The sequence below is a fragment of the Kineococcus halophytocola genome (assembly GCF_041276425.1).
Taxonomy (GTDB): Bacteria; Actinomycetota; Actinomycetes; order Actinomycetales; family Kineococcaceae; genus Kineococcus; species Kineococcus halophytocola.
This window is the reverse complement of sequence record NZ_JBGFTU010000005.1, coordinates 18,684-37,906: the sequence shown is the minus strand read 5'-3', so window position 1 is coordinate 37,906 and position 19,223 is coordinate 18,684. Positions and strand designations below refer to the sequence as shown.

Genomic DNA, 19,223 nt, shown 5'->3' with positions numbered 1-19,223 from the left:
CGTGAGCATCGAGGTCGTCGACGAGAGCTCCTTCGCCGCCGGCCGGGGGGTGGACACCGTCGAGGTGTCGCACCTGGCCCGGTACGTGCTGGAGGAGATGCGGGTCCACCCCCTGGCCGAGCTGTCCGTCCTCATGGTCGACGAGGAGGCCATGTCCCGGCTGCACGTGCAGTGGATGGACGAGGAGGGCCCCACCGACGTCATGTCCTTCCCGATGGACCAGCTGCGGCCGGGCCGGGAGGGCGGCACGAGCGAACCGGGCCTGCTCGGCGACGTCGTCGTCTGCCCGCAGGTCGCCGCGGCCCAGGCCAAGGCCTCGGGCCACGCCACGGCCGACGAGGTCCTCCTGCTCGTCACGCACGGGATCCTGCACCTGCTCGGCTACGACCACGCCGAACCGGACGAGGAACGCGAGATGTTCACGCTGCAGCGCCGGCTCGTGCTGGGGTTCCTGGCCCGCATCGGCCGCCCGGGCGACCCGACCCCCACGGTCGGGCACCGCGCGCTGCCCTCGGGGGACTGAGCGTGGGCGCCCCCACCGGGCCCCTGCTGGTGCTGGCCCTCGTCCTCGTGGTGGCCGCCGGGCTCATCGCGGCCGCCGAGTCCGCCATCGCGGTCACCTCCCGCCGCCGGGCCCGGGACCTCGTCGAGGACGGCCGCCGCGGGGCTCCCGCGCTCTCGCGCGTGCTGGAGGGCGCCGCCCCGGTCATCGCCGTCTGCACGCTGCTGCGCGTCGTGTTCGAGACCCTGGCCGCCGTCTGCGTCACCGTCGTGGTCGCGAGCTGGGTCGACTCCTGGTTCCTGGTCCTGCTGCTGGCGGGCCTGGGGATGTCCGCGCTCGACTTCGTCCTCGTCGGCGTCGGCCCCCGCACCCTGGGCCGCTTCCACGCCGAGTCCGTCGGCCTGCTCGCCGCCCCCGTCCTGGCCCCGCTCACGACGGTCCTGGGGCCGGTGGCGCGGGGGCTGGTCGCCATCGGCAACGCCGTCACCCCCGGTCGCGGCCTGCGCCACGGTCCGTTCGGCTCCGAGACCGAGCTGCGCGAGATCGTCGAGCTGGCGGGGGAGACCTCGGTCATCGAGGCCGGCGAGCACCGCATGATCCACTCGGTGTTCGAGCTGGGCGAGACCCTCGCCCGGGAGGTCATGGTGCCGCGCACCGACGTCGTCACCGCCCGGCGCGGCACCGGGCTGCACGAGGCCGAGGCGCTGTTCCTGCGCTCGGGCTTCTCCCGGATGCCGGTCGTGGGGGAGGACGCCGACGAGGTCCTGGGCGTGGTCTACCTCAAGGACATCGCCCGCCGCTTCCACGCCGACCCCACCGGGGCGCGCGCCGTGCGCGTGGAGGACGTGGCCCGGCCCGCGGTGTTCGTCCCCGACAGCCTGCCCGTCGACGACCTCCTGCGGCAGATGCAGCGCGACAACGTGCACGTCGCCGTCGTCGTCGACGAGTACGGCGGCACGGCCGGCCTGGTGACGATCGAGGACATCATCGAGGAGATCGTCGGTGACATCTCCGACGAGTACGACCGCGCCCGCCCGGAGGTGGAGGAGCTGCCCGACGGCGGGTTCCGCGTCTCCTCGCGCCTGCACGTGGAGGACCTCGGGGAGCTGTTCGGCCGCGAGATCGAGGACGACGACGTCGACACCGTCGGCGGCCTGCTCGCCAAGACCCTCGGCGAGGTCCTCGTGCCCGGGTCCGTCGGTGAGGTCCACGGCCTGCGGCTGGAGGCCGACGGGCGCGAGGGCCGGCGCAACCAGGTGCGGACGGTGCTCGTCCACCGCCTGCCCGACCCCGATCCAGAACTGGTCGACGACCGCGCCGGAGGGCGAGAACATGACTGAGCAGAACGCGTCCCAGGACTCCGCCGCCCGGCCCCACCGGTCCGGTTTCGCCTGCCTCGTCGGCCGCCCGAACGCCGGCAAGTCGACGATGACCAACGCGCTCGTGGGGCAGAAGGTGGCGATCACCAGCTCCCGGCCGCAGACGACCCGGCACACCGTCCGCGGCATCGTCCACCGCCCCGACGCCCAGCTCGTCCTCGTCGACACCCCCGGGCTGCACCGGCCGCGGACGCTGCTCGGGCAGCGGCTCAACGACCTCGTCCACGAGACGCTGGCCGAGGTCGACGTCGTGGCCCTGACCATCCCCGCCGACGAGAAGATCGGCCCCGGCGACCGGTTCATCGCCGACGCCCTCGGCGCCGTCCCCCGCTCCACGAAGGTCGCCCTGGTCACCAAGACCGACAAGGCCTCCCAGCAGCAGGTGGCCGAGCAGCTCCTGGCCGTCGCCGCGCTCGGGGAGGAGGTGCTCGGCGGGTTCGCCGACGTCGTGCCCGCCTCGGCCGTCACCGGCCGCCAGGTCGACACCGTCGCCGACGTCCTGCTCTCGCACCTGCCCGAGGGCCCGCGGTTGTACCCCGACGGGGAGCTGACCGACGAGCCCGAGACCGTCATGGTCGCCGAGCTCGTCCGCGAGGCGGCGCTGGAGGGGGTGCGCGACGAGCTGCCGCACTCCCTGGCCGTCGTGGTGGAGGAGATGACCGAGGGCGAGAACGGGGTCCTCACCGTCTTCGTGTGGCTCTACGTCGAGCGCGAGTCCCAGAAGGGCATCGTCATCGGCCGGGGCGGCGCGCGCCTGAAGGACGTCGGGACCCGTGCCCGCCGGCAGATCGAGGCGCTGCTCGGGGCCCGGGTGCACCTGGACCTGCGGGTCAAGGTGGCCAAGGACTGGCAGCGCGACCCCAAGCAGTTGCAGCGGCTCGGATTCTGACCCCGCCCCCGCCCCCGCCCCCGCCCCCGTCCCAGGCCCCTCCCGCCCGTGCGCTCCTGGTCCGCCCTCACCGCCCGTGACGCGCGGGACCTGCTGCTGTCGCTGCTGCCCACGGCGTTCGCGCTGTGGATCAGCGTGCACCTCGTGGCGGGCGTCCAGGTCTCCTCCCCGTTCTGGCTGCTGGCCTCCGCGGCCGTGCTGGCCGTCGGGGACCTGCTCGTGCGGCCGTTGCTGGGCCCGCTCGTGGCGGTGCTCGGGCCGCTGGTCACCGTCGTCCTCGGCGTGGCCGTCCAGCTCCTGCTGCTGCACACGGCGCTGACGGCCGTCCCCGGCCTGGACCTGGACTCGTTCAACGCCCTGTGGCAGGTCTACTTCTGGACCGGTCTGGTGGGGGTCGTCGTCCGCTGGCTGGTCGGGTCCAACGACAGCCGCTGGGTGGTGCGCGGTCTGCTGCGCCACCGCACCCGGCGCCCCGGGGACGGCCGGCCGCCGGGGTTGCTCGTCGTGCAGGTCGACGGCCTGTCGATGCCGTTGCTGCGGTTCGGGTTGCACTCCGGGACGCTGACGACGGTCGCGCGCTGGCTGCGGCAGGGCAGCCACCTGGCCGAGGGCTGGCGGGCCCAGTTGCCCTCCACGACCCCCGCCAGCCAGGCCGGTCTGCTGCACGGCAGCACCGAGGGCATCCCCGCGTTCCGCTGGTGGGACCCCGAGCTGGGGCGCGTGCTCGTCGCGAACCGCCCGGCCGACGCCGCCGTCATCGAGCGCCGGGCGCGGGCCGCGGGCCACGCCGCCGGCCGCACCGGTCTGCTCACCGGGGGCGGGGCGAGCATCGGCAACCTGTTCTCCGGGGAGGCCGCCCACGCCCACCTCGTCGTGTCCACCTCCCGCGCCGGGGGGTCCGGCCGGCCCTACCTGCGGTACGTCGCCCGCCCGTTCGTGCTGCTGCGCAGCCTGATCCTCACCCTCGGCGAGATCGTCAAGGAGCTGTACCAGGGGTGGCAGCAACGGGTGCGCCGCATCGAACCGCGCATCGCCCGCCGCGGCTGGTACGTCCTGCTGCGGGCCCTGACGAACGCGCTGCTGCGCGACCTCAACGTGGCCCTCGTCGCGCAGGCGCTGGAGGACGGCCGCCCCGTCGTGTTCGTCGACTTCCTCGACTACGACGAGGTCGCCCACCACGCCGGCGTCGCACGCCCGGAGTCCCTCGACGCCCTCGCCGGGATCGACCGCGTCCTGCAGACCCTGGCCGACGTGGCCGACGTCGCCCCGCGCGAGTACCGCGTCGTCGTCGTCTCCGACCACGGCCAGGCGCAGGGACCGACCTTCGCGCAGGTCAGCGGCCGGTCCCTGCAGGACCTCGTCACCGAACTCCTCGACGCCGCCGGTCCGGGGCACGACGGCGAACCGGGCGGGCAGGGCGGCCAGGCCCACCCCGTCGTCACGACCGCGGCCGGGGAGGAGATGCGCGGGCGCGTCGACGTCCTCGTCCGCGAGTTCTCCACCCCCGCGCGCTCCGAACGCGTCAGCACCCGGCACGAGGCCGAACCGGTGCCCGTCCCCGACGCAGTGGTCGTGGCCACCTCCGGGTGCACGGCGCTGCTGTCGGTCCCGCAGGCCCCTTCCGGGCGCCTGGACCTCGACGCGCTGCAGGCGCGGTGGCCGGCGCTGCTGCCGGGGTTGCTCACGACGCCGGGCATCGGGTTCGTCGCCGGGCACCGGGGGGAGGAGGTGGTCGTCCGCGGTCCGGCGGGGGAGCGGCACCTGGTGTCCGGGGAGGTCGCCGGCACGGACCCGCTGGCGGTCCTCGGTCCCCGAGCGGCCGTGGACCTGCTGCGCGTCATGCGCTTCGAGACCGCCCCGGCGCTGTTCGTGCACTCCAGCGTCGACCCGGTGACGGGGGAGGTGCACGCGTTCGAGGAGCAGGTCGGGTCCCACGGGGGCCTGGGCGGCTGGCAGAACGAGGCCGTCCTCGTGCACCCGGCGGAGTGGACGGTCGACGAGGACCTGCGCGACCGCACCGTCGCGGGCGAGGCCCCGCTGGTCGGGGCCGCGACGGTGCACGACCAGCTCGTGCGGTGGATGCAGCAGGTCGGGCTCCGGCCGTGAACCAGGAGGAGGGACATCCGTGGCGGTCGACGTGACGTGGTTGGGGCACTCGACGGTGACGGTGGACGTGCACGCACCGGGTGGCCGGTTGCGGGTGGTCACCGACCCGGTGCTGCGGGCAGGGCTGGGGCACCTGCGGCGCCGGCCGCGGACCCCGGCCGCCTCGGCCTCCCAGGGGTGCGACGTGGCGCTGGTCTCGCACCTGCACCACGACCACCTCGACCTGCCGTCGCTGCGGCGGCTGCGCCCGGCCGTGCTCGTCACCCCGCCGGGGTCCTCGGACTGGGTGCGCTGGCGCCTGGACCGCCCCGGCACCCACGTCGTGGAGGTCGCGGTCGGCCAGACGCGTGAGCTGCGGGTGCGGGGGCGGGCGGTGGCGGTCACCGCGTTGCCCGCCCACCACGCCGGGCACCGCACGGGCAGCGGGTTCAGCCGCGCCCCCCGGGACGCGGTCGCCGTCGAGCACCTCGTGCGGGTGCCGGGCGCGTTCCCCGCCCGCGACCGCGACGACCTGCTGCTGTGGGCGATCGGTGACACCGGGGAGTTCGAGGGGTCCGACGACGTCCTCACCGCGGGGGGCCGCGCGCCGGACGTCGCCCTCGTGCCCGTCGGCGGGTGGGGCCACACCCTCGGCCCGCACCACCTGGACCCGCGCCAGGCCGCCGAACTCGTCGCCCGGGTGCGGCCGGGGGTTTCGGTGCCGGTGCACTGGGGGACGCTGCACCCCGTGGCGCTGGGCCGGACGATGGGGGACCGCTTCTCGGCGCCGGGGCCGGCGTTCGTCGCCCACGCCCGCCGCCTCGGGGCCGGCGGCGCGCTCGACGTCGGGGTGGGCGGGCGGGTGCGCCTCGACGACGCGGCTCAGGTGCGCGGGATGTCTGCACGCCGACGCCCGACGAGCCCGGACGAGGGGCCCTGACGGGTCACCGTGCAGACATCCCGCACGACCACGGGTGGTCCAGGGCGGGTCAGGGCACGGTGTAACCGGCCGCACGGAACAGCTCGTACCACTCCGCCCGGGTCAGGGGCAGGTCGGACCCCTGGGCCGCGGCGCGGACCCGTTCGGGGTTCGTCGTGCCGAGCACGACCTGGATGTTCGCCGGGTGCCGGGTGATCCACGCCGTCGCCACCGCGAGCTTCGGCACGTCGTACTGCGCCGCGAGGCGGTCCAGCACCGCGTTCAGCTCGGGGTAGCGGTCGTCGTCGAGGAACACCCCGTCGAAGAACCCGGCCTGGAACGGCGACCACGCCTGCACGGTGATGTCGTGCAGGCGGCAGTAGTCCAGCGTCCCGGACTCGCGGGAGACCGACTGGTCCAGGCCCTGCATGTTCGAGGCGACGCCCTGGGCGATCAGGGGGGCGTGGGTGATGGACAACTGCAGCTGGTTGGCCACCAGCGGCTGGCGGACGTGCTTGCGCAGCAGGTCCATCTGGCCCGGCGTCTGGTTGGAGACCCCGAAGTGCCGGACCTTGCCCGCGACGTGGAGCTCGTCGAACGCCCTGGCGACCTCCTCGGGTTCGACGAGGGCGTCGGGCCGGTGCAGGAGGAGCACGTCGAGGTGGTCGGTGCCCAGGGCCTTGAGCGACCCCTCGACCGAGTCGACGATGTGCTCGTGGGAGAAGTCGAAGTACGGGCCGTCGGGGACGATCCCGGCCTTGGACTGGATGATCGTCCGCTCGCGCTCGGAGGAGCTGAGCTGCACGGCCTGCGCGAAGCGTTCCTCGCACCGGTGCTTGGACCCGCCGTAGACGTCGGCGTGGTCGACCATCGTGATGCCCACCTCGCGGCCGGTGGCCACGAGGGTGCGGATGTCCTCGTCGGGCATCTCCGCGATGCGCATGAGGCCGAGGACGACGTTGGGCACCTGCAGGTCGGAGGTGCCGAGGGCGAAGGTCTTCACGCGGCGTCCCCGGTGGTCGCGGCGGACAGGCGGGCGATCTCGTCCGCCGAGAGTTCCAGGTCGGCGGCGGCGAGGGAGTCGGTGATGCTCGCGGGCCGCGAGGAACCCGGGATGGGCAGCACGACGTCAGCGAGGGCGAGTTCCCAGGCCAGCGTCACCTGCTGCGGGCTCACCCCGTGGGCCTGCGCGACCTCGGCGAACACCGCGTGCCGGCTGCCGAGCTCGGCGGCGTTGGAGATGCCGCCCAGCGGCGACCACGGCAGGAACGAGATGCCGCGCGAGGCGCAGTGCTCCAGCTCGCCCAGGCTGCTGCGGAACGCGGGGGAGAACTGGTTCTGCACCGAGACGAGCCGGCCGCCGAGGACGCGGTCGGCTTCCTCGATCTGGTCGACGTCGGCGTTGGAGATGCCGGCGCGGACGATGACGCCCTCGTCGAGGAGTTCGGCCAGCGCACCGACGGAGTCGGCGTACGGGACGTCCGGGTCGGGGCGGTGGAACTGGTAGAGGCCGATGGCCTCCACGCCGAGACGGCGCGCGGACGCCTTCGCGGCCTCCTTGAGGTAGGCCGGGTCGCCGTTCTTCGTCCAGGAGCCGTCGCCGGGGCGCAGGTGCCCGCCCTTGGTGGCGACGACCACGTCGTCGGTCGAGGAACCGTACTCGCGCAGGGCGCGGGCGATGAGCTCCTCGTTGTGGCCGACCTCGTTCGCGTCGCGGTGGTAGGCGTCGGCGGTGTCGATGAGGGTGACGCCCGCGTCGAGGGCGGCGTGCACGGTGGCGATCGCGCGGTCGGTGTCGGGGCGGCCCTCGATGCTCAGCGGCATGCCGCCGAGGCCGATGGCGGAGACCTGTCGGGTGGTGGGGGCGCCGGGGCGCCCGAGGCTGCGCTGCTTCACGTCGGCGAGCCTAGGAACCCCGGTCCCAGAAGTCCAACAACTGGGACTCATCAAGTCCATGAGTACGATTTCTGCATGGACCTCCGACAGATGCAGTACGTCGTGGCGCTGGCCGACGAGCGGCAGTTCACCCGCGCCGCCGCCCTCAGCGGGGTGTCGCAGTCGGGGCTGTCCGCGGCCATCCGGACGCTGGAGGACGAGCTCGGCACCGCGCTGTTCGAGCGCAGCCCCCGCCGGGTGCAGCCCACCGACGCGGGGCTGGCGCTGCTGCCGTTCGCGCGGACCATGCTGGCGCAGGCCACGGCGGCCCGGGACGCCGTCGTGCAGGCGACCCACCGGCTGTCCGGGACGCTGCGGGTGGGGGCCGAGCAGTGCCTCGGCGTCGTCGACGTCTCGACGCTGCTGGAGCGGTTCCACCGCCGCTTCCCCCAGGTCGAGGTGCACTTCGAGCAGGCCGGGTCCCACGACCTCGTCAGCCGCGTCCGCGACGGTGAGCTGGACCTCGCCTTCGTCGCCACCACCGAGCACCTCGGGGTCCTCCCGGCCACCGAGCTGGGTCGCGAACCCCTCGTCCTGCTCGTACCCCCGGAGCACCCCCTCGCCGGCCGGGCGGGCGTGGACTGGGCCGACCTGCCGGCCTCGCCGTTCATCGACTTCGTCGCCTCGTGGGGGGTGCGGCCGCTGACCGACGCGGCGTGCGCGGCCCGAGGCGTGCACCGCCGCGTCCGGTTCTCCGTGGGGGACGTCCACGCCCTGCTCGATCTGGTGAACCGGGGGCTGGGGACGGCGGTCGTCCCGCGGCACGTCGCCGCCAAGCCCGAGGCGGCGCGGCTGAGCGTCCTCGCGATGCCGGCCGACGCCCCGGAGTGGGTGGTGTCGGTCGTGACGTCGGCGGGCAGTTCCCCGGCGCCGCACCTGCTGGAACTGCTGGACGTCGACGGCGCGGTGCCCGCGGGTCAGGTGGGCAGCGTCGAGACCGCGAACGTCCGCCGGAACGGGAACGGCGTGCCGTAGTCGCGCGCCGGGTAGGCCTCGCGCAGCAGGGCCGCGTACTCGCGCTCGAACTCGGCCGCGCTCGCGGGGTCGAGGGCCTGCAGGACGGGGCGCAACCCGGTGCCCCGCACCCACTCCAGCACCGGGTCCTCGCCGGGCAGCACGTGCAGGTACTCCGTCTGCCACACCTCGGCGAGCAGTCCGGCGCCCGTGAGCAGGTCGAGGTACTCCCCGGGGGCCGCGACCGACTCCGTCCCGCGCAGGACGCCGGCGAGGCGGTGCCGCCACGGCGGGGAGGCCGCCAGTTCCCGCATGAGGACGTGGGAGGGGGCGTCGAAGTTCGCGGGCACCTGGAACGCCAGCCAGGCGCCGGGGGAGAGCTGGGAGGCCCACCGCCGCAGCAGGTCCCGGTGGGTCGGGACCCACTGCAGGACCGCGTTCGACACCACGACGTCGATCCCCGTCGCGTCGAACTCCTCGGCGCTCGCGACGGCGAACTCCACCCCGGCGTCGGCCGGGGCCGCCGCGACCATCTCGGCGGAGGGATCGAGGCCGCGCACGCTCGCCCCGGGCCAGCGTCGGGCGAGCTCGACCGTGAGGTTCCCCGGTCCGCAGCCGACGTCGACGACGGTGCGCGGTGCGGTCGCGCCGATCTGCGCCACGAGGTCGTGGAAGGGGCGGGACCGGGGGGAGGAGAACCGGGCGTACTGCGCCGGGTCCCAGGTGGGCGACGTCACGCGGGAACCCCACGGGTGCCCGGCCGGTCCAGCGCGGGCCGCTTGGCGTCGAACGTCCAGCCCGGGACGAGGAACCGCATCGCGGCCGCGTCGTCGCGGGCGCCGAGACCGTGCGTCAGGTGCAGCTCGTGCGCTTCTGCGAGCCGGTCCTCGTCCAGGTCGACCCCCAGACCCGGAACGGTCGGCACGTCGAGGAACCCGTCGCGGATCCGCAGCGGTTCCCTCGTCAGGCGCTGACCGTCCTGCCAGATCCAGTGCGTGTCGATCGCCGTCACGTTCCCGGCGGCGGCGGCGGCGACGTGGGTCATCATCGCCAGCGACACGTCGAAGTGGTTGTTCGAGTGCGACCCCCACGTCAGGCCCCACGCCTCGCACAGCTGCGCGACGCGCACCGACCCCGCCATCGTCCAGAAGTGCGGGTCGGCCAGCGGGATGTCCACGGCGTGCGCCTGCGCCGCGTGCGCGAGCTGGCGCCAGTCGGTGGCGACCATGTTCGTCGCCGTCGCCAACCCCGTCGCGCGGCGGAACTCGGCCATCGTCTCGCGGCCGGAGAACCCGCCCTCGGCCCCGCACGGGTCCTCGGCGTAGGCGAGCACGTCGCGCAGCCGCCGGCCCAGGGCCACGGCCCCGGTCAGCGGCCAGCACCCGTTGGGGTCCAGCGTGATCCGCGCGTCCGGGAACCGCCGGGCCAGCGCCGTGACGACCTCGGCCTCCTCCTCCCCGGGCACCACCCCGCCCTTGAGCTTGAAGTCGGCGAACCCGTAGCGCTCGTGGGCCGCCTCGGCGAGGGCGACGACGGCCTGCGCGTCCAGGGCGGGTTCGTCCCGCAGCCGGGTCCAGTCGTCCACGGGGTCCGCCGCGCTGCGGTACGGCAGGTCCGTGGACCTGCGGTCCCCGACGAAGAACAGGTGCCCCAGGGCCTGCACGCGGTCGCGCTGCCGGCCCTCCCCGAGCAGGTCGGCCACCGGCAACCCGAGGAACTGCCCCAGCAGGTCCAGCAACGCCGACTCCAGGGCGGTGACGACGTGCACGGTGGTGCGCAGGTCGAACGTCTGCAGGCCGCGGCCGGCGACGTCGCGGCCCGCGAACGTCTGCCCGACCGCCCGCAGCAGGTTCCGGTGGTCGGCCACGAGCCGGCCGCGCAGCAGGTCCCCGGCCGCCTCGAGCGTGGCCCGGATCGGCTCCCCGCCGGGGACCTCCCCGACGCCGGTGCGGCCGTCGGTGTCGGTGAGCACGACGACGTTCCGCGTGAAGAACGGCGCGTGCGCCCCGGAGAGGTTGAGGAGCATGGAGTCCTGCCCCGCCACGGGCACGACCCGCACGCCCGCGACCCGGGGTGAGGCGTGCCCGGGGTGGGCCACCTCAGCCGCCGCAGACGCGGGTGGCGAACTCCACCAGTTCACGCTCCAGCTCCGCCCGCGTCGGGGGCTCGTTGTGGACCTCGTGCCGCACGCCGGGGAACACCCGGGTCCGCACGTCGGCGTGGCCGCTGCGGTGCAGCCGGTTCGCCACGTGGTAGGCGCCCTCGCCGTAGTTCGCGACGGGGTCCTGGTCCCCGGCCGTGATGAGCACCGGCAGTTCCGGCGGGACGGCCGCGTACCACTCGTCCCCGGTGACCCGGTCGTACAGGTCGGCGAACCCCATGAGGAACCGGTTGCTCAACGGGGCGCCGAAGTTGTTCAGCGGGTCCCGGCCGTGGTCGGCCACCACGTCCTCGTCGAGCGCGACCCAAGCGGTCGGGCCCGCGCCCTCGCCGAACCTTTCCAGGAAACCCGCGAAGAGCTGACCCACGAGTTCCGGGGGAGCCGGCTGCGTGGCCTGCTCGCCCTCGGCCAGGGCTCGCAGGGCCGACCGGTCCAGGCCGGACTCGAACCCCTGCATCTGGGCCGCGATCCCGCCGAGCGCCAGACCGCTGAGCCGCGCCGCCGGGTCCGTGGCCATCGCGCGGGCGATGAGCGAACCCCAGCTGTGCCCGAAGACGACGTGGGGCAGGTCGGGCAGGAGTTCGCGCGCGTGCCGCTGCAGGGTCATCTCGTCGGCCACGACGACCCGGTCGGCCTCGGCGCCGGCGTCGGCCCAGGTGCCCTGCAGCACCGCGGTGCGCCCGTGCCCGGCGTGGTCGTCGGCGACGACGGCGAATCCGGCGTCGAGCAGCGTCGACGTCAGGTGCAGGTACCGGCGCGAGTGCTCGCCGAGGCCGTGGACGACCTGGACCACGCCCCGCACCGTCCCCGGCGGCCGGTACAACCAGGCCTGGACGGTGTCGCGGCCGTTGGCTGAAGCGAACTCGATCTCGTGCAGGGACACGCCGTCTCCTCCTCGTCGGGCCGGGGTCCTCGGTGACCGCCGGTGCGCCGCCGACGCTACACGCGCGGGATCACCGCGGTCCCCGGTGCTGTGGGTGGACGCGGTGCCCCGCGTCCGGGCGGGGTGGACGTGGACCTCGCCCCGGCCCCGGCCTCGCGTGGCACCCTGGCCCGGGACGCCGGGTGAGCGGGGAGAGCACCTGACGACGGGGACGCGGGTGCGCTCGTCGTGAACGACGGCGGCCTGGACGACTGGCTGGAGGAACGCCGCCGCCTCGGGCAGGACGGTCGCGACGAGGTCTGGGACGGGGTCCACCACGCGGTTCCGCACGCACGCAGCGACCACGGCGAGTTCGCCCACCGGCTCAGCGCCGAGCTCTACGTGTCCTCCGGGGAGGTCGTCGTCGAGCTGGAGTCGCCCGGGGACGAGACGTGGCAGGAGGTGCCGTTCTCCTTCGCCCGGGGAGTGCGGGATGCCTGGGTGATCTCCCCGCTGGAACGCGGGGTGCGGTTGTTCGTGGACCCCGACCGGGGTTCCCCGGGCAGGACGCGCCCCCCGGAGGCGCGGCGGCCGCGTTCCTCCTTGAAGTCGACCCGCTCGGTCTCGGCGGCGTCGGCGCTCGCGCCGCGGGCGAGGAGGGCCAGGGCGCGCTCGTCGGCTGCGGTCAGCCGCCGGCGGTCGTCCCAGGCCTCGCCTCCAGGCTGAATCCCCACTCCACCCCTCCTGCCGTGGGCCTGCTTGTGGTTTAGCGGCTACCAAAGCACAAGCGGGATCGTCGGTACGGTGTCGTCCTGTCCCCGGGGGCCCTGCTGCTCTCGTCGACGTGCTGAACACGAGGTGATCGCCTCTGCGGGTGGCGTGTCGGCCGCCGATGACTGGAACGTCGCGGTCCAGGGGTTCACCGAGCTCGTCCGGGACACCACCGCGACCTTCTCCACCGCCCTCGACGACGTCCAGGTCGTCGATCCCGCCGACGCCCGGGCCGTCGCCGACCCCACCCCCGGCTACCGCCGCACGAGCCTGTGGCTGGAGTCGGTGCTCCGTCGCTCGCCGGGGCCGGGGCGACCGGATCCTCGTCGTCACGCCCACGCACGTCCTGGAGCAGATGCAGTTCGAACTGTGGACGCGGTTCGCCCTGCCGTTCGTCCGGCTGGACCCGGTCGGGATCCAGCGCATCCGCCAGCACCTGCCCGCCAACCGCACTCCGTTCGCGCACTACGAGCGCGTCGTCATCTCCATCGACACCCTCGAGTCCGGCCGGTACCTCGCCCACCTGCGCAAGCAGCACTGGGACGCCGTCGTGATCGACGAGTCCCACGACGTCACGAACTCCACCTCGCAGGACAACCGGCTGGCCCGCCTCCTGACCGAGCGCCGCCGCCGGACTGGCCCAGGGATCCACGACGCTCTCCGGCCACGTCCTCGTCGACGAGGGTCAGGACCTCACCCCGAGTCAGTGGCGTTCCCTGCGCGCGCTCGTCGCCCCCGGCGCGAACGACCTGTTCATCGCCGAGGACTCCCATCAGCGCATCCACGGGCAGCGTGTCGTCCTGAGCCGGTACGGCATCGACATCCGTGGCCGCGCGCGCCGGCTGACGTCGAACTACCGCACGACGGCGTAGAACCTGCGGTACGCCCTGGCGTCCTGGAGGGTGGGGACTACGTCGACCTGCAGGACGAGCCCGAGACCGAGACCGTGCAGGGCCTGCGCTCCGCCCGCAGCCGGCCGTGCCCGTCGGACGTGGATTCGATCTCATCGCTCGTCAGTCCCAGAGCCGCTGCTCCGTCCTCCTGGTGGGACCGGGACACCTCGCCGGTCGCGGGGTCGACGTGCCGGTCGAACCGGGGGACCACCAGGGCGGGGAACCCGTCGAACTCGACGCCGCGCGAGACGGCGCTGCGCAACCCGACCGCCTCCGCTGCTCGTGAGCTCAGCGCCTCGTCGAGACTTCGGGCAGGAGGCCGCCGAGGTGGGCGCGGACGAGCGCAGGCGGGGGTCGCACGCCGACCGGTTGCGCCGCGAGGCGGACCGACAGGACGGGGCCCAGCCGGGACGTGCTCGAGGAGGTCCGTGGACCAGGTGGGGACGAGGCGCCCGGGGTCGTCGGTGACGTCGGCCACCCGTCGTCCGTGCAGCCAGACGTCCAGGGTCGTCACGAGGGGCCGTCGGGGGAGGTGCCGCCGCTGAGGGTGGCGCCGAGAGTCTCGGTCAGCAGGAACAGCCGGGACAGCGTGAGGTCGGTCTTGCCGCGTTCGAGCTCGGAGATGCAGCGCTGCGAGACGCCGGTCCGCTCGGACAGCTGCGTCTGGGTCAGCCCGGCCTGCCGGCGCAGCCCGTGCAGCCAGCGGCCCACCTGGGCGCCGGTGGTGAACGTGACGGTCGGCACGGTGCGCTCCTGCGATCGAGGCGCATGACGATGGTGGATATCAGTGGCTATCCGGCAGGGCAATACCCTGCGCGCCGGGCGCGCCCCGGAGGGGAGGGGGTACGGTGGCCCCGTGGCCCGTCTGGAGAACCTCCTCCTTCGTCGCCGCGGCGGGGCCAGCTAGGCCGGTCTCCCCGTCGCGGGACCTCGTCGTGCGTGCCGGCCGCCCACACCGCCCGCCCCGCAGGAGATGACGACGTGCAGAACACCCAGACGCCCAGCCCGATGCCGTTCCACAAGTACGTGCCGTTCCACGAGCAGATCACCGTCGACCTGCCCGACCGCACCTGGCCGACCAAGCGCATCACGCAGGCCCCGCGCTGGTGCGCGGTCGACCTGCGCGACGGCAACCAGGCGCTCATCGACCCCATGGACTCCGAGCGCAAGCTGCGCATGTTCCAGCTGCTCGTCGACATGGGCTACAAGGACATCGAGGTCGGGTTCCCCTCGGCCTCCCAGACCGACTTCGACTTCGTCCGGACGCTGGTCGAGAACGACCTCATCCCCGACGACGTGCGCATCCAGGTGCTGACCCAGGCCCGCGAGCACCTCATCGAACGCACGTACGAGTCGCTGCGCGGGGCCAAGCAGGCGATCGTCCACCTCTACAACTCCACCTCGGTGCTGCAGCGGCGCGTCGTCTTCGGCTCCGACGAGGACGGCATCGTCGACCTGGCCCTGCAGGGCGCCCGGCTGTGCCGCAAGTTCGAGGAGACGATCCCGGGCACGACCGTCTACTACGAGTACTCCCCGGAGTCCTACACCGGCACCGAGCTGGAGTTCGCGGCGCGCATCTGCAACGCGGTCCTGGAGGTTCTCGAGCCGACGCCGGAGCGCAAGGTCATCGTCAACCTGCCCGCCACCGTCGAGATGGCCACGCCCAACGTCTACGCCGACTCGATCGAGTGGATGTCCCGGCACCTGCACCACCGCGAGAACGTCATCCTGTCGCTGCACCCGCACAACGACCGCGGGACGGGCGTGGCCGCGGCCGAGCTGGGGTACCTGGCCGGGGCCGACCGCATCGAGGGCTGCCTGTTCGGCAACGGCGAGCGCACCGGCAACGTCGACCTCGTCACGCTGGGCATGAACATGTTCAGCCAGGGCATCGACCCGCAGATCGACTTCTCCGACATCGACCACGTCCGCCGCACGGTCGAGCACTGCAACCAGCTGCCCGTGGGTGAGCGCGTGCCCTACGGCGGCGACCTCGTCTTCACGGCCTTCTCCGGCTCCCACCAGGACGCCATCAAGAAGGGCCTGGAGGCGATGGAGCGCGACGCGGCCGCCGCGGGCAAGGGGGTCGACGAGATCACCTGGGCCGTGCCGTACCTGCCCATCGACCCCAAGGACCTCGGTCGCTCCTACGAGGCCGTCATCCGCGTGAACTCCCAGTCCGGCAAGGGCGGGGTCGCCTACCTGCTCAAGGCCGAGCACCAGCTGGACCTGCCGCGCCGCCTGCAGATCGAGTTCTCCCGCGTCATCCAGGAGCGCACCGACGCCCAGGGCGGGGAGGTGTCCTCGCGGCAGATCTTCGAGGTGTTCACCGACGAGTACCTGCCCTCCCCGACGGGCACCCCCGAGTGGGGCCGGTTCGCCCTGCGCGGCACCCGGTCCGTCAGCGTCGTGGACGGGGCCGACACCCTGGAGGTCGACCTCTGGGACGGTGGCACCGTCAGCACGGTGCAGGGCACCGGCAACGGTCCCATCGCCGCGTTCTGCGCCGCCCTGGCCGGGCAGGGCGTGGACGTGCGGGTCCTGGACTACGCCGAGCACGCCCTGTCGGCCGGTGGGGACGCCCAGGCTGCGGCCTACGTGGAGTGCGCCGTCGACGGGCGCGTGCTGTGGGGCGTGGGCATCGACCACAACATCACGACGGCCTCGCTGAAGGCAATCGTCTCGGCGGTCAACCGCGCCCTGCGCTGACCGGCGCGGGTCCACGGCCCCGCCCCCGCGGTCGACGTCCGCGCCGTCCGGGTTCGACTCCCCCCGGACGGCGCGGACGGTTAGGATCAGTCACCACCTGTGACATGCGGTCACCGGTGGCGACATCGGGAGGGGGCGGCGTGGGCGGCGAGCTCGAACCCGTGAGCCCGTTCGGGCCGTTCGACACCCTGGCCGAGTGGGCCCACAAGCTGTACCTGGACGGTTTCGGCGAGCGGGCCATCGCCGCCAGCCGCGAGGGGCTGGCGTTCTGCGAGGCCGTCGGGGACGAGCGGACCGCCCGGTACCTGCAGTTCATCTGCGGTGTCGCGCTGCACCAGCTCGGCCGCGCCGGTGAGGCCAGCGAGGAGGCCGGGCACCTGCTGCGCCGCCTCGGGACCGGGGCCGAGCCCGTCTGGCGGGCCAAGGCCCTGGCCCTGCTCGCCGAGTCCCGCGTCGACCTCGGCATGACCGCCCTGGCCATGGACCACCTCGCCGAGGGCAAGCTCATCGTCTCGGCCCAGCCCATCCGCACCTACGACCACCTCTCGGCGACGATGTCGGTCGCCCTGGCGCTCAACGCCCTGGCGCTGTTCGAACCGGCCGACGAACTCATGGTCCAGATGCTGGCCCTGACCTTCCCCCCGGCGCGGGTGCGGCTCAACGTGGCCCAGGAGGCCGCCGTCCTGCAGGTCGCCTGGGCCTCGATGCTCGAGGTGGCCGGCCGGGCCGGGGAGGCGTGGCCCCACTACACCGAGGCCCTGGCGCGCACCGCCCGCATGCGCCGGCTCGCGGCCGAGGCCGACTACCCCGAGATGCTGGCCCGGGCCGAGGCCGTCGAGGCGTTCGTCCTGCAGCGCACGGGGGACACCGGGCTGGCCCGGGCCCGGCTGCGCCCGGCCGTGGAGGCCTTCCGGTTGCGCGAGGAGCTGGCCGAGACGCAGATCGCCCGCATCGCCCTGGCCACGCTCGCCTCCGACGCGGGGCAGCGGGCCGAGGCCGCGGACCTGCTCGCCGCGGTCCAGCGGGTGTCCTCGGCCACCCAGCTCGACGTGTGGGGGCTCACCGCCCTGTCCGTGCGGGCCCGTCACGCCGTCCAGCACGACGGGCGCAGCGAGGCCGCCGACGCCCTGGAACTGCTCGCCCAGGTGTCCCTCACCCGGTTGTGGGAGGACCGCGAGAGCCGGTTCGAGGCGCTGCAGGACCGCGTCCGGCAGCGGGAGCTGGCCGAGCAGCAGGAACGCCTGGGCCGGGCCAGCCTCGTCGACCCCATGACCGGGCTCGGCAACCGCCGCCGGCTGCAGCAGGTCCTGGAACGGCCCGACCAGCGCTTCAGCGCCGTCCTCCTGGACGTCGACCGGTTCCGCGCCGTGAACGAGGAGCACGGCCGCGACGCTGGGGACGCCGTCCTGCGCCGCGTCGCGGACCTGGTGCAGCGCACCGTGGGCGCGAACGACGTCGTCGTGCGCTACGGCGCCGACGAGTTCGTCGTCCTGGTCCCCGGCGGCCACGGCGCGCAGCAGACGGCCGAGCGGCTCCTGGAGGTCGTGCGCAAGGAGCCGTGGCTGGAGATCTCCCTCGGGCTGCGCGTGACCGTCTCGGCGGGCCTGGCCGGGCCGGCCTCGGCGGCCGTGGCCCTCGCCGCGGCCGACCGCGCGGTCCTGGACGCCAAGCGCTCCGGGCGCGACCGGCTCGTCGCCGGCTGACGGGCGCTGTCGGTGGGGCGACCTACAGTGGTCGCGTGGTCGGCAGCGGGGGTTCGGGCAGTCGCGGGTCCGGCAGGCGCGGGTCCAGCATCGGCGGGGCCAAGAGCTACCGCGACGAGGCCGTGGTCCTGCGGGCCACCAAGCTCGGTGAGGCCGACCGGATCGTCACCCTCCTGACCCGCCACCACGGCCGCGTCCGCGCCGTGGCCAAGGGCGTGCGGCGCACCTCCTCCCGGTTCGGGGCGCGGCTGGAACCGTTCACGTGCGTCGACGTGCAGCTGCACCGCGGCCGGTCCCTCGACACGGTCACCCAGGTCGACGTGCTGGCCCCCTACGGGCAGGTGCTCGCGGCCGACTACGGCCTCTACACCGTCGGGCACGCCCTGGTGGAGACGGCCGAGCGGTTCACCGAGGTCGAGCGCGAGAACGCGACCCAGCAGTACCTGCTGCTCGTCGGCGCGCTGCGGACGCTCTCGCGCCGCGAGCACCCCGCCCCCCTCGTCCTGGACGCGTTCCTGCTGCGCTCCCTGGCCGTGGCGGGGTACGCCGCCAGCTTCGTCGACTGCGCCCGCTGCGGGGACCCCGGCCCGCACACGGCGTTCAACGTCGCCGCCGGGGGTGCGGTGTGCGCCGCCTGCCGCCCGCCGGGGTCGGCCGCGCCGGACCCGCAGACCCTCGGCCTGCTCGCGGCGCTGCTCAGCGGGGAGTGGGCGCTCGCCGAGGACGCCGAGGAGCGGTGCCGGCGCGAGGGCAGCGGTCTGGTCGCGGCCTTCCTGCAGTGGCACCTCGAACGCGGCATCCGCTCCCTGCGCCACGTCGAACGGCCCCTCGAGGTGCCCGAGGCGGTTCAGGCGCGCTGAGGCGCCCGGTCCAGCCGCCAGTCCCCACCGGACCCCTCGACGACGACGGACGTCGCGTTCGCCATGCGCGCCAGCTCGACCCCGGCCAGACCCTCGACCGTGGCCCGCAGGAACGTCCCGTGCGCGACGACGACGAGCGGGGTGTCACCGTGCTCGGCGCGCAGCCGGCGCAGGGCTGCCGACCCCCGGGCGACGAGGTCCTCCCACGGTTCCTGCCCGGGGCGTTCCCCCTGCGGGTAGCGGGCCGTCAGCTCGGCCAGGGTGCCGCCCTCGGCCTCCCCGAAGTGCCGCTCCACGAGGTCGTCGTGCGCCGGCAGCAGGTCCAGGCCGAGGCGGTCGGCGATGATCTGCGCGGTCTCGCGGGCCCGGGACAGCGGGGAGGACGTGACCGCGGCCCACCGGACGTCCCCGAGCGGGTCGGCGAGCTGCTCGGCCAGGGCTCGCGCCTGCTCCCGGCCGGTGTCGTTGAGCGGGACGTCGGTGCGGCCCTGCAACCGCCCGTCGCGGTTCCAGTCCGTCTCGCCGTGGCGGACGAGGGCGGTGCGGGGGGAACGGGCGGGGGTCACGTGGTCGGGCACGTGCCCCATGGTCCCACCTGGCA

18 protein-coding genes and 2 pseudogenes are annotated in these 19,223 nt (G+C 74.3%); 12 read left to right on the top strand and 8 right to left on the bottom strand.

Going from position 1 to position 19,223, the window contains the following annotated elements; genetic code table 11:
* The first annotated feature begins 1 nt into the window (after position 1).
* From ybeY to AB2L27_RS05350, 5 genes are read left to right on the top strand one after another with little or no spacing between them, the layout of a single operon-like run.
* A complete protein-coding gene (gene ybeY, locus AB2L27_RS05370; protein ID WP_370440445.1) occupies positions 2-523 on the top strand; it encodes an rRNA maturation RNase YbeY in 522 nt (173 codons plus the stop codon).
* A 2-nt stretch (positions 524-525) separates the two neighbouring features.
* On the top strand, positions 526-1,842 hold the full coding sequence (locus AB2L27_RS05365; protein WP_370440444.1) for a hemolysin family protein: 1,317 nt from the start codon (positions 526-528) through the stop codon (positions 1,840-1,842).
* The gene (era, locus tag AB2L27_RS05360) at positions 1,835-2,770 is read left to right on the top strand and encodes a GTPase Era (protein ID WP_370440443.1); all 936 of its coding nucleotides are present in this window, start codon (positions 1,835-1,837) and stop codon (positions 2,768-2,770) included. The genes AB2L27_RS05365 and era overlap by 8 nt, the downstream gene beginning before the upstream one ends.
* Positions 2,771-2,818: 48 nt before the next feature.
* Positions 2,819-4,876: an alkaline phosphatase family protein gene (locus AB2L27_RS05355; protein ID WP_370440442.1), complete on the top strand. Its 2,058-nt coding sequence runs from the start codon at positions 2,819-2,821 to the stop codon at positions 4,874-4,876.
* Between the two features lie 19 nt (positions 4,877-4,895).
* Entirely contained in the window at positions 4,896-5,795 is a 900-nt protein-coding gene (locus AB2L27_RS05350) for an MBL fold metallo-hydrolase (RefSeq protein WP_370440441.1), read from the top strand.
* Positions 5,796-5,844: 49 nt separating this feature from the next.
* On the opposite strand, the gene AB2L27_RS05345 is transcribed toward AB2L27_RS05350, so the two are convergent.
* Together AB2L27_RS05345 and AB2L27_RS05340 are read right to left on the bottom strand one after the other, a co-directional pair.
* Positions 5,845-6,777 (bottom strand): aldo/keto reductase, encoded by a 933-nt coding sequence (locus AB2L27_RS05345; RefSeq protein WP_370440440.1) that lies wholly within the window; start codon positions 6,775-6,777, stop codon positions 5,845-5,847.
* Positions 6,774-7,670, bottom strand: a complete 897-nt coding sequence (locus AB2L27_RS05340; RefSeq protein WP_370440439.1) for an aldo/keto reductase — start codon at positions 7,668-7,670, stop codon at positions 6,774-6,776. Before AB2L27_RS05340 ends, AB2L27_RS05345 begins: the two co-directional genes overlap by 4 nt.
* Positions 7,671-7,745: 75 nt before the next feature.
* Between AB2L27_RS05340 and AB2L27_RS05335 the strand changes: the two genes are divergently transcribed.
* Positions 7,746-8,684 (top strand): LysR family transcriptional regulator, encoded by a 939-nt coding sequence (locus AB2L27_RS05335; protein WP_370440438.1) that lies wholly within the window; start codon positions 7,746-7,748, stop codon positions 8,682-8,684.
* Here the strand turns inward: AB2L27_RS05335 and AB2L27_RS05330 are convergent.
* From AB2L27_RS05330 to AB2L27_RS05320, 3 genes are all read right to left on the bottom strand, one after another.
* Positions 8,627-9,400 (bottom strand): trans-aconitate 2-methyltransferase, encoded by a 774-nt coding sequence (locus tag AB2L27_RS05330; protein WP_370440437.1) that lies wholly within the window; start codon positions 9,398-9,400, stop codon positions 8,627-8,629. The genes AB2L27_RS05335 and AB2L27_RS05330 overlap by 58 nt on opposite strands.
* Positions 9,397-10,689 carry an enolase C-terminal domain-like protein gene (locus AB2L27_RS05325; RefSeq protein ID WP_370440595.1) on the bottom strand — a complete coding sequence of 431 codons (1,293 nt, stop codon included), beginning with the start codon at positions 10,687-10,689 and terminating at the stop codon, positions 9,397-9,399. Before AB2L27_RS05325 ends, AB2L27_RS05330 begins: the two co-directional genes overlap by 4 nt.
* A gap of 73 nt (positions 10,690-10,762) precedes the next feature.
* Positions 10,763-11,707 carry an alpha/beta fold hydrolase gene (locus AB2L27_RS05320; protein WP_370440436.1) on the bottom strand — a complete coding sequence of 315 codons (945 nt, stop codon included), beginning with the start codon at positions 11,705-11,707 and terminating at the stop codon, positions 10,763-10,765.
* A 228-nt stretch (positions 11,708-11,935) separates the two neighbouring features.
* Between AB2L27_RS05320 and AB2L27_RS05315 the strand changes: the two genes are divergently transcribed.
* The 3 genes and pseudogenes from AB2L27_RS05315 to AB2L27_RS05305 all read left to right on the top strand — a co-directional run.
* Complete coding sequence (locus AB2L27_RS05315; RefSeq protein ID WP_370440435.1) at positions 11,936-12,412, top strand: hypothetical protein; 477 nt, start codon at positions 11,936-11,938, stop codon at positions 12,410-12,412.
* Positions 12,413-12,516: 104 nt separating this feature from the next.
* Positions 12,517-13,073, top strand: a pseudogene (locus tag AB2L27_RS05310) (SNF2-related protein); the annotation flags it as partial.
* 1 nt (position 13,074) lies between these two features.
* Positions 13,075-13,436, top strand: a pseudogene (locus tag AB2L27_RS05305) (UvrD-helicase domain-containing protein); the annotation flags it as partial.
* Here the strand turns inward: AB2L27_RS05305 and AB2L27_RS05300 are convergent.
* Together AB2L27_RS05300 and AB2L27_RS05295 are read right to left on the bottom strand one after the other, a co-directional pair.
* Entirely contained in the window at positions 13,367-13,828 is a 462-nt protein-coding gene (locus AB2L27_RS05300; protein ID WP_370440594.1) for a HipA domain-containing protein, read from the bottom strand. The pseudogene AB2L27_RS05305 and the gene AB2L27_RS05300 overlap by 70 nt on opposite strands.
* 32 nt (positions 13,829-13,860) lie before the next feature.
* On the bottom strand, positions 13,861-14,094 hold the full coding sequence (locus AB2L27_RS05295; protein ID WP_370440434.1) for a helix-turn-helix domain-containing protein: 234 nt from the start codon (positions 14,092-14,094) through the stop codon (positions 13,861-13,863).
* Between the two features lie 237 nt (positions 14,095-14,331).
* Here AB2L27_RS05295 and leuA point away from each other — a divergent pair, with 237 nt between their 5' ends.
* From leuA to recO, 3 genes are all read left to right on the top strand, one after another.
* Complete coding sequence (gene leuA / locus AB2L27_RS05290; protein ID WP_370440433.1) at positions 14,332-16,059, top strand: 2-isopropylmalate synthase; 1,728 nt, start codon at positions 14,332-14,334, stop codon at positions 16,057-16,059.
* 140 nt (positions 16,060-16,199) lie between these two features.
* On the top strand, positions 16,200-17,762 hold the full coding sequence (locus tag AB2L27_RS05285; protein ID WP_370440432.1) for a GGDEF domain-containing protein: 1,563 nt from the start codon (positions 16,200-16,202) through the stop codon (positions 17,760-17,762).
* Positions 17,763-17,851: 89 nt separating this feature from the next.
* Positions 17,852-18,622 (top strand): DNA repair protein RecO, encoded by a 771-nt coding sequence (recO, locus tag AB2L27_RS05280; protein WP_370440593.1) that lies wholly within the window; start codon positions 17,852-17,854, stop codon positions 18,620-18,622.
* Here recO and AB2L27_RS05275 read toward each other — a convergent pair.
* Entirely contained in the window at positions 18,610-19,200 is a 591-nt protein-coding gene (locus AB2L27_RS05275) for a histidine phosphatase family protein (RefSeq protein ID WP_370440431.1), read from the bottom strand. The genes recO and AB2L27_RS05275 overlap by 13 nt on opposite strands.
* Positions 19,201-19,223: the final 23 nt, after the last annotated feature.

What these genes read in the sequence shown, in the direction of transcription:
- AB2L27_RS05325 (WP_370440595.1), bottom strand. Translation starts at nt 10,689, where the DNA reads ATGCTCCTCAACCTCTCCGGGGCGCACGCGCCGTTCTTCACGCGGAAC.
- AB2L27_RS05335 (WP_370440438.1), top strand. Translation starts at nt 7,746, where the DNA reads ATGGACCTCCGACAGATGCAGTACGTCGTGGCGCTGGCCGACGAGCGG.
- era (WP_370440443.1), top strand. Translation starts at nt 1,835, where the DNA reads ATGACTGAGCAGAACGCGTCCCAGGACTCCGCCGCCCGGCCCCACCGG.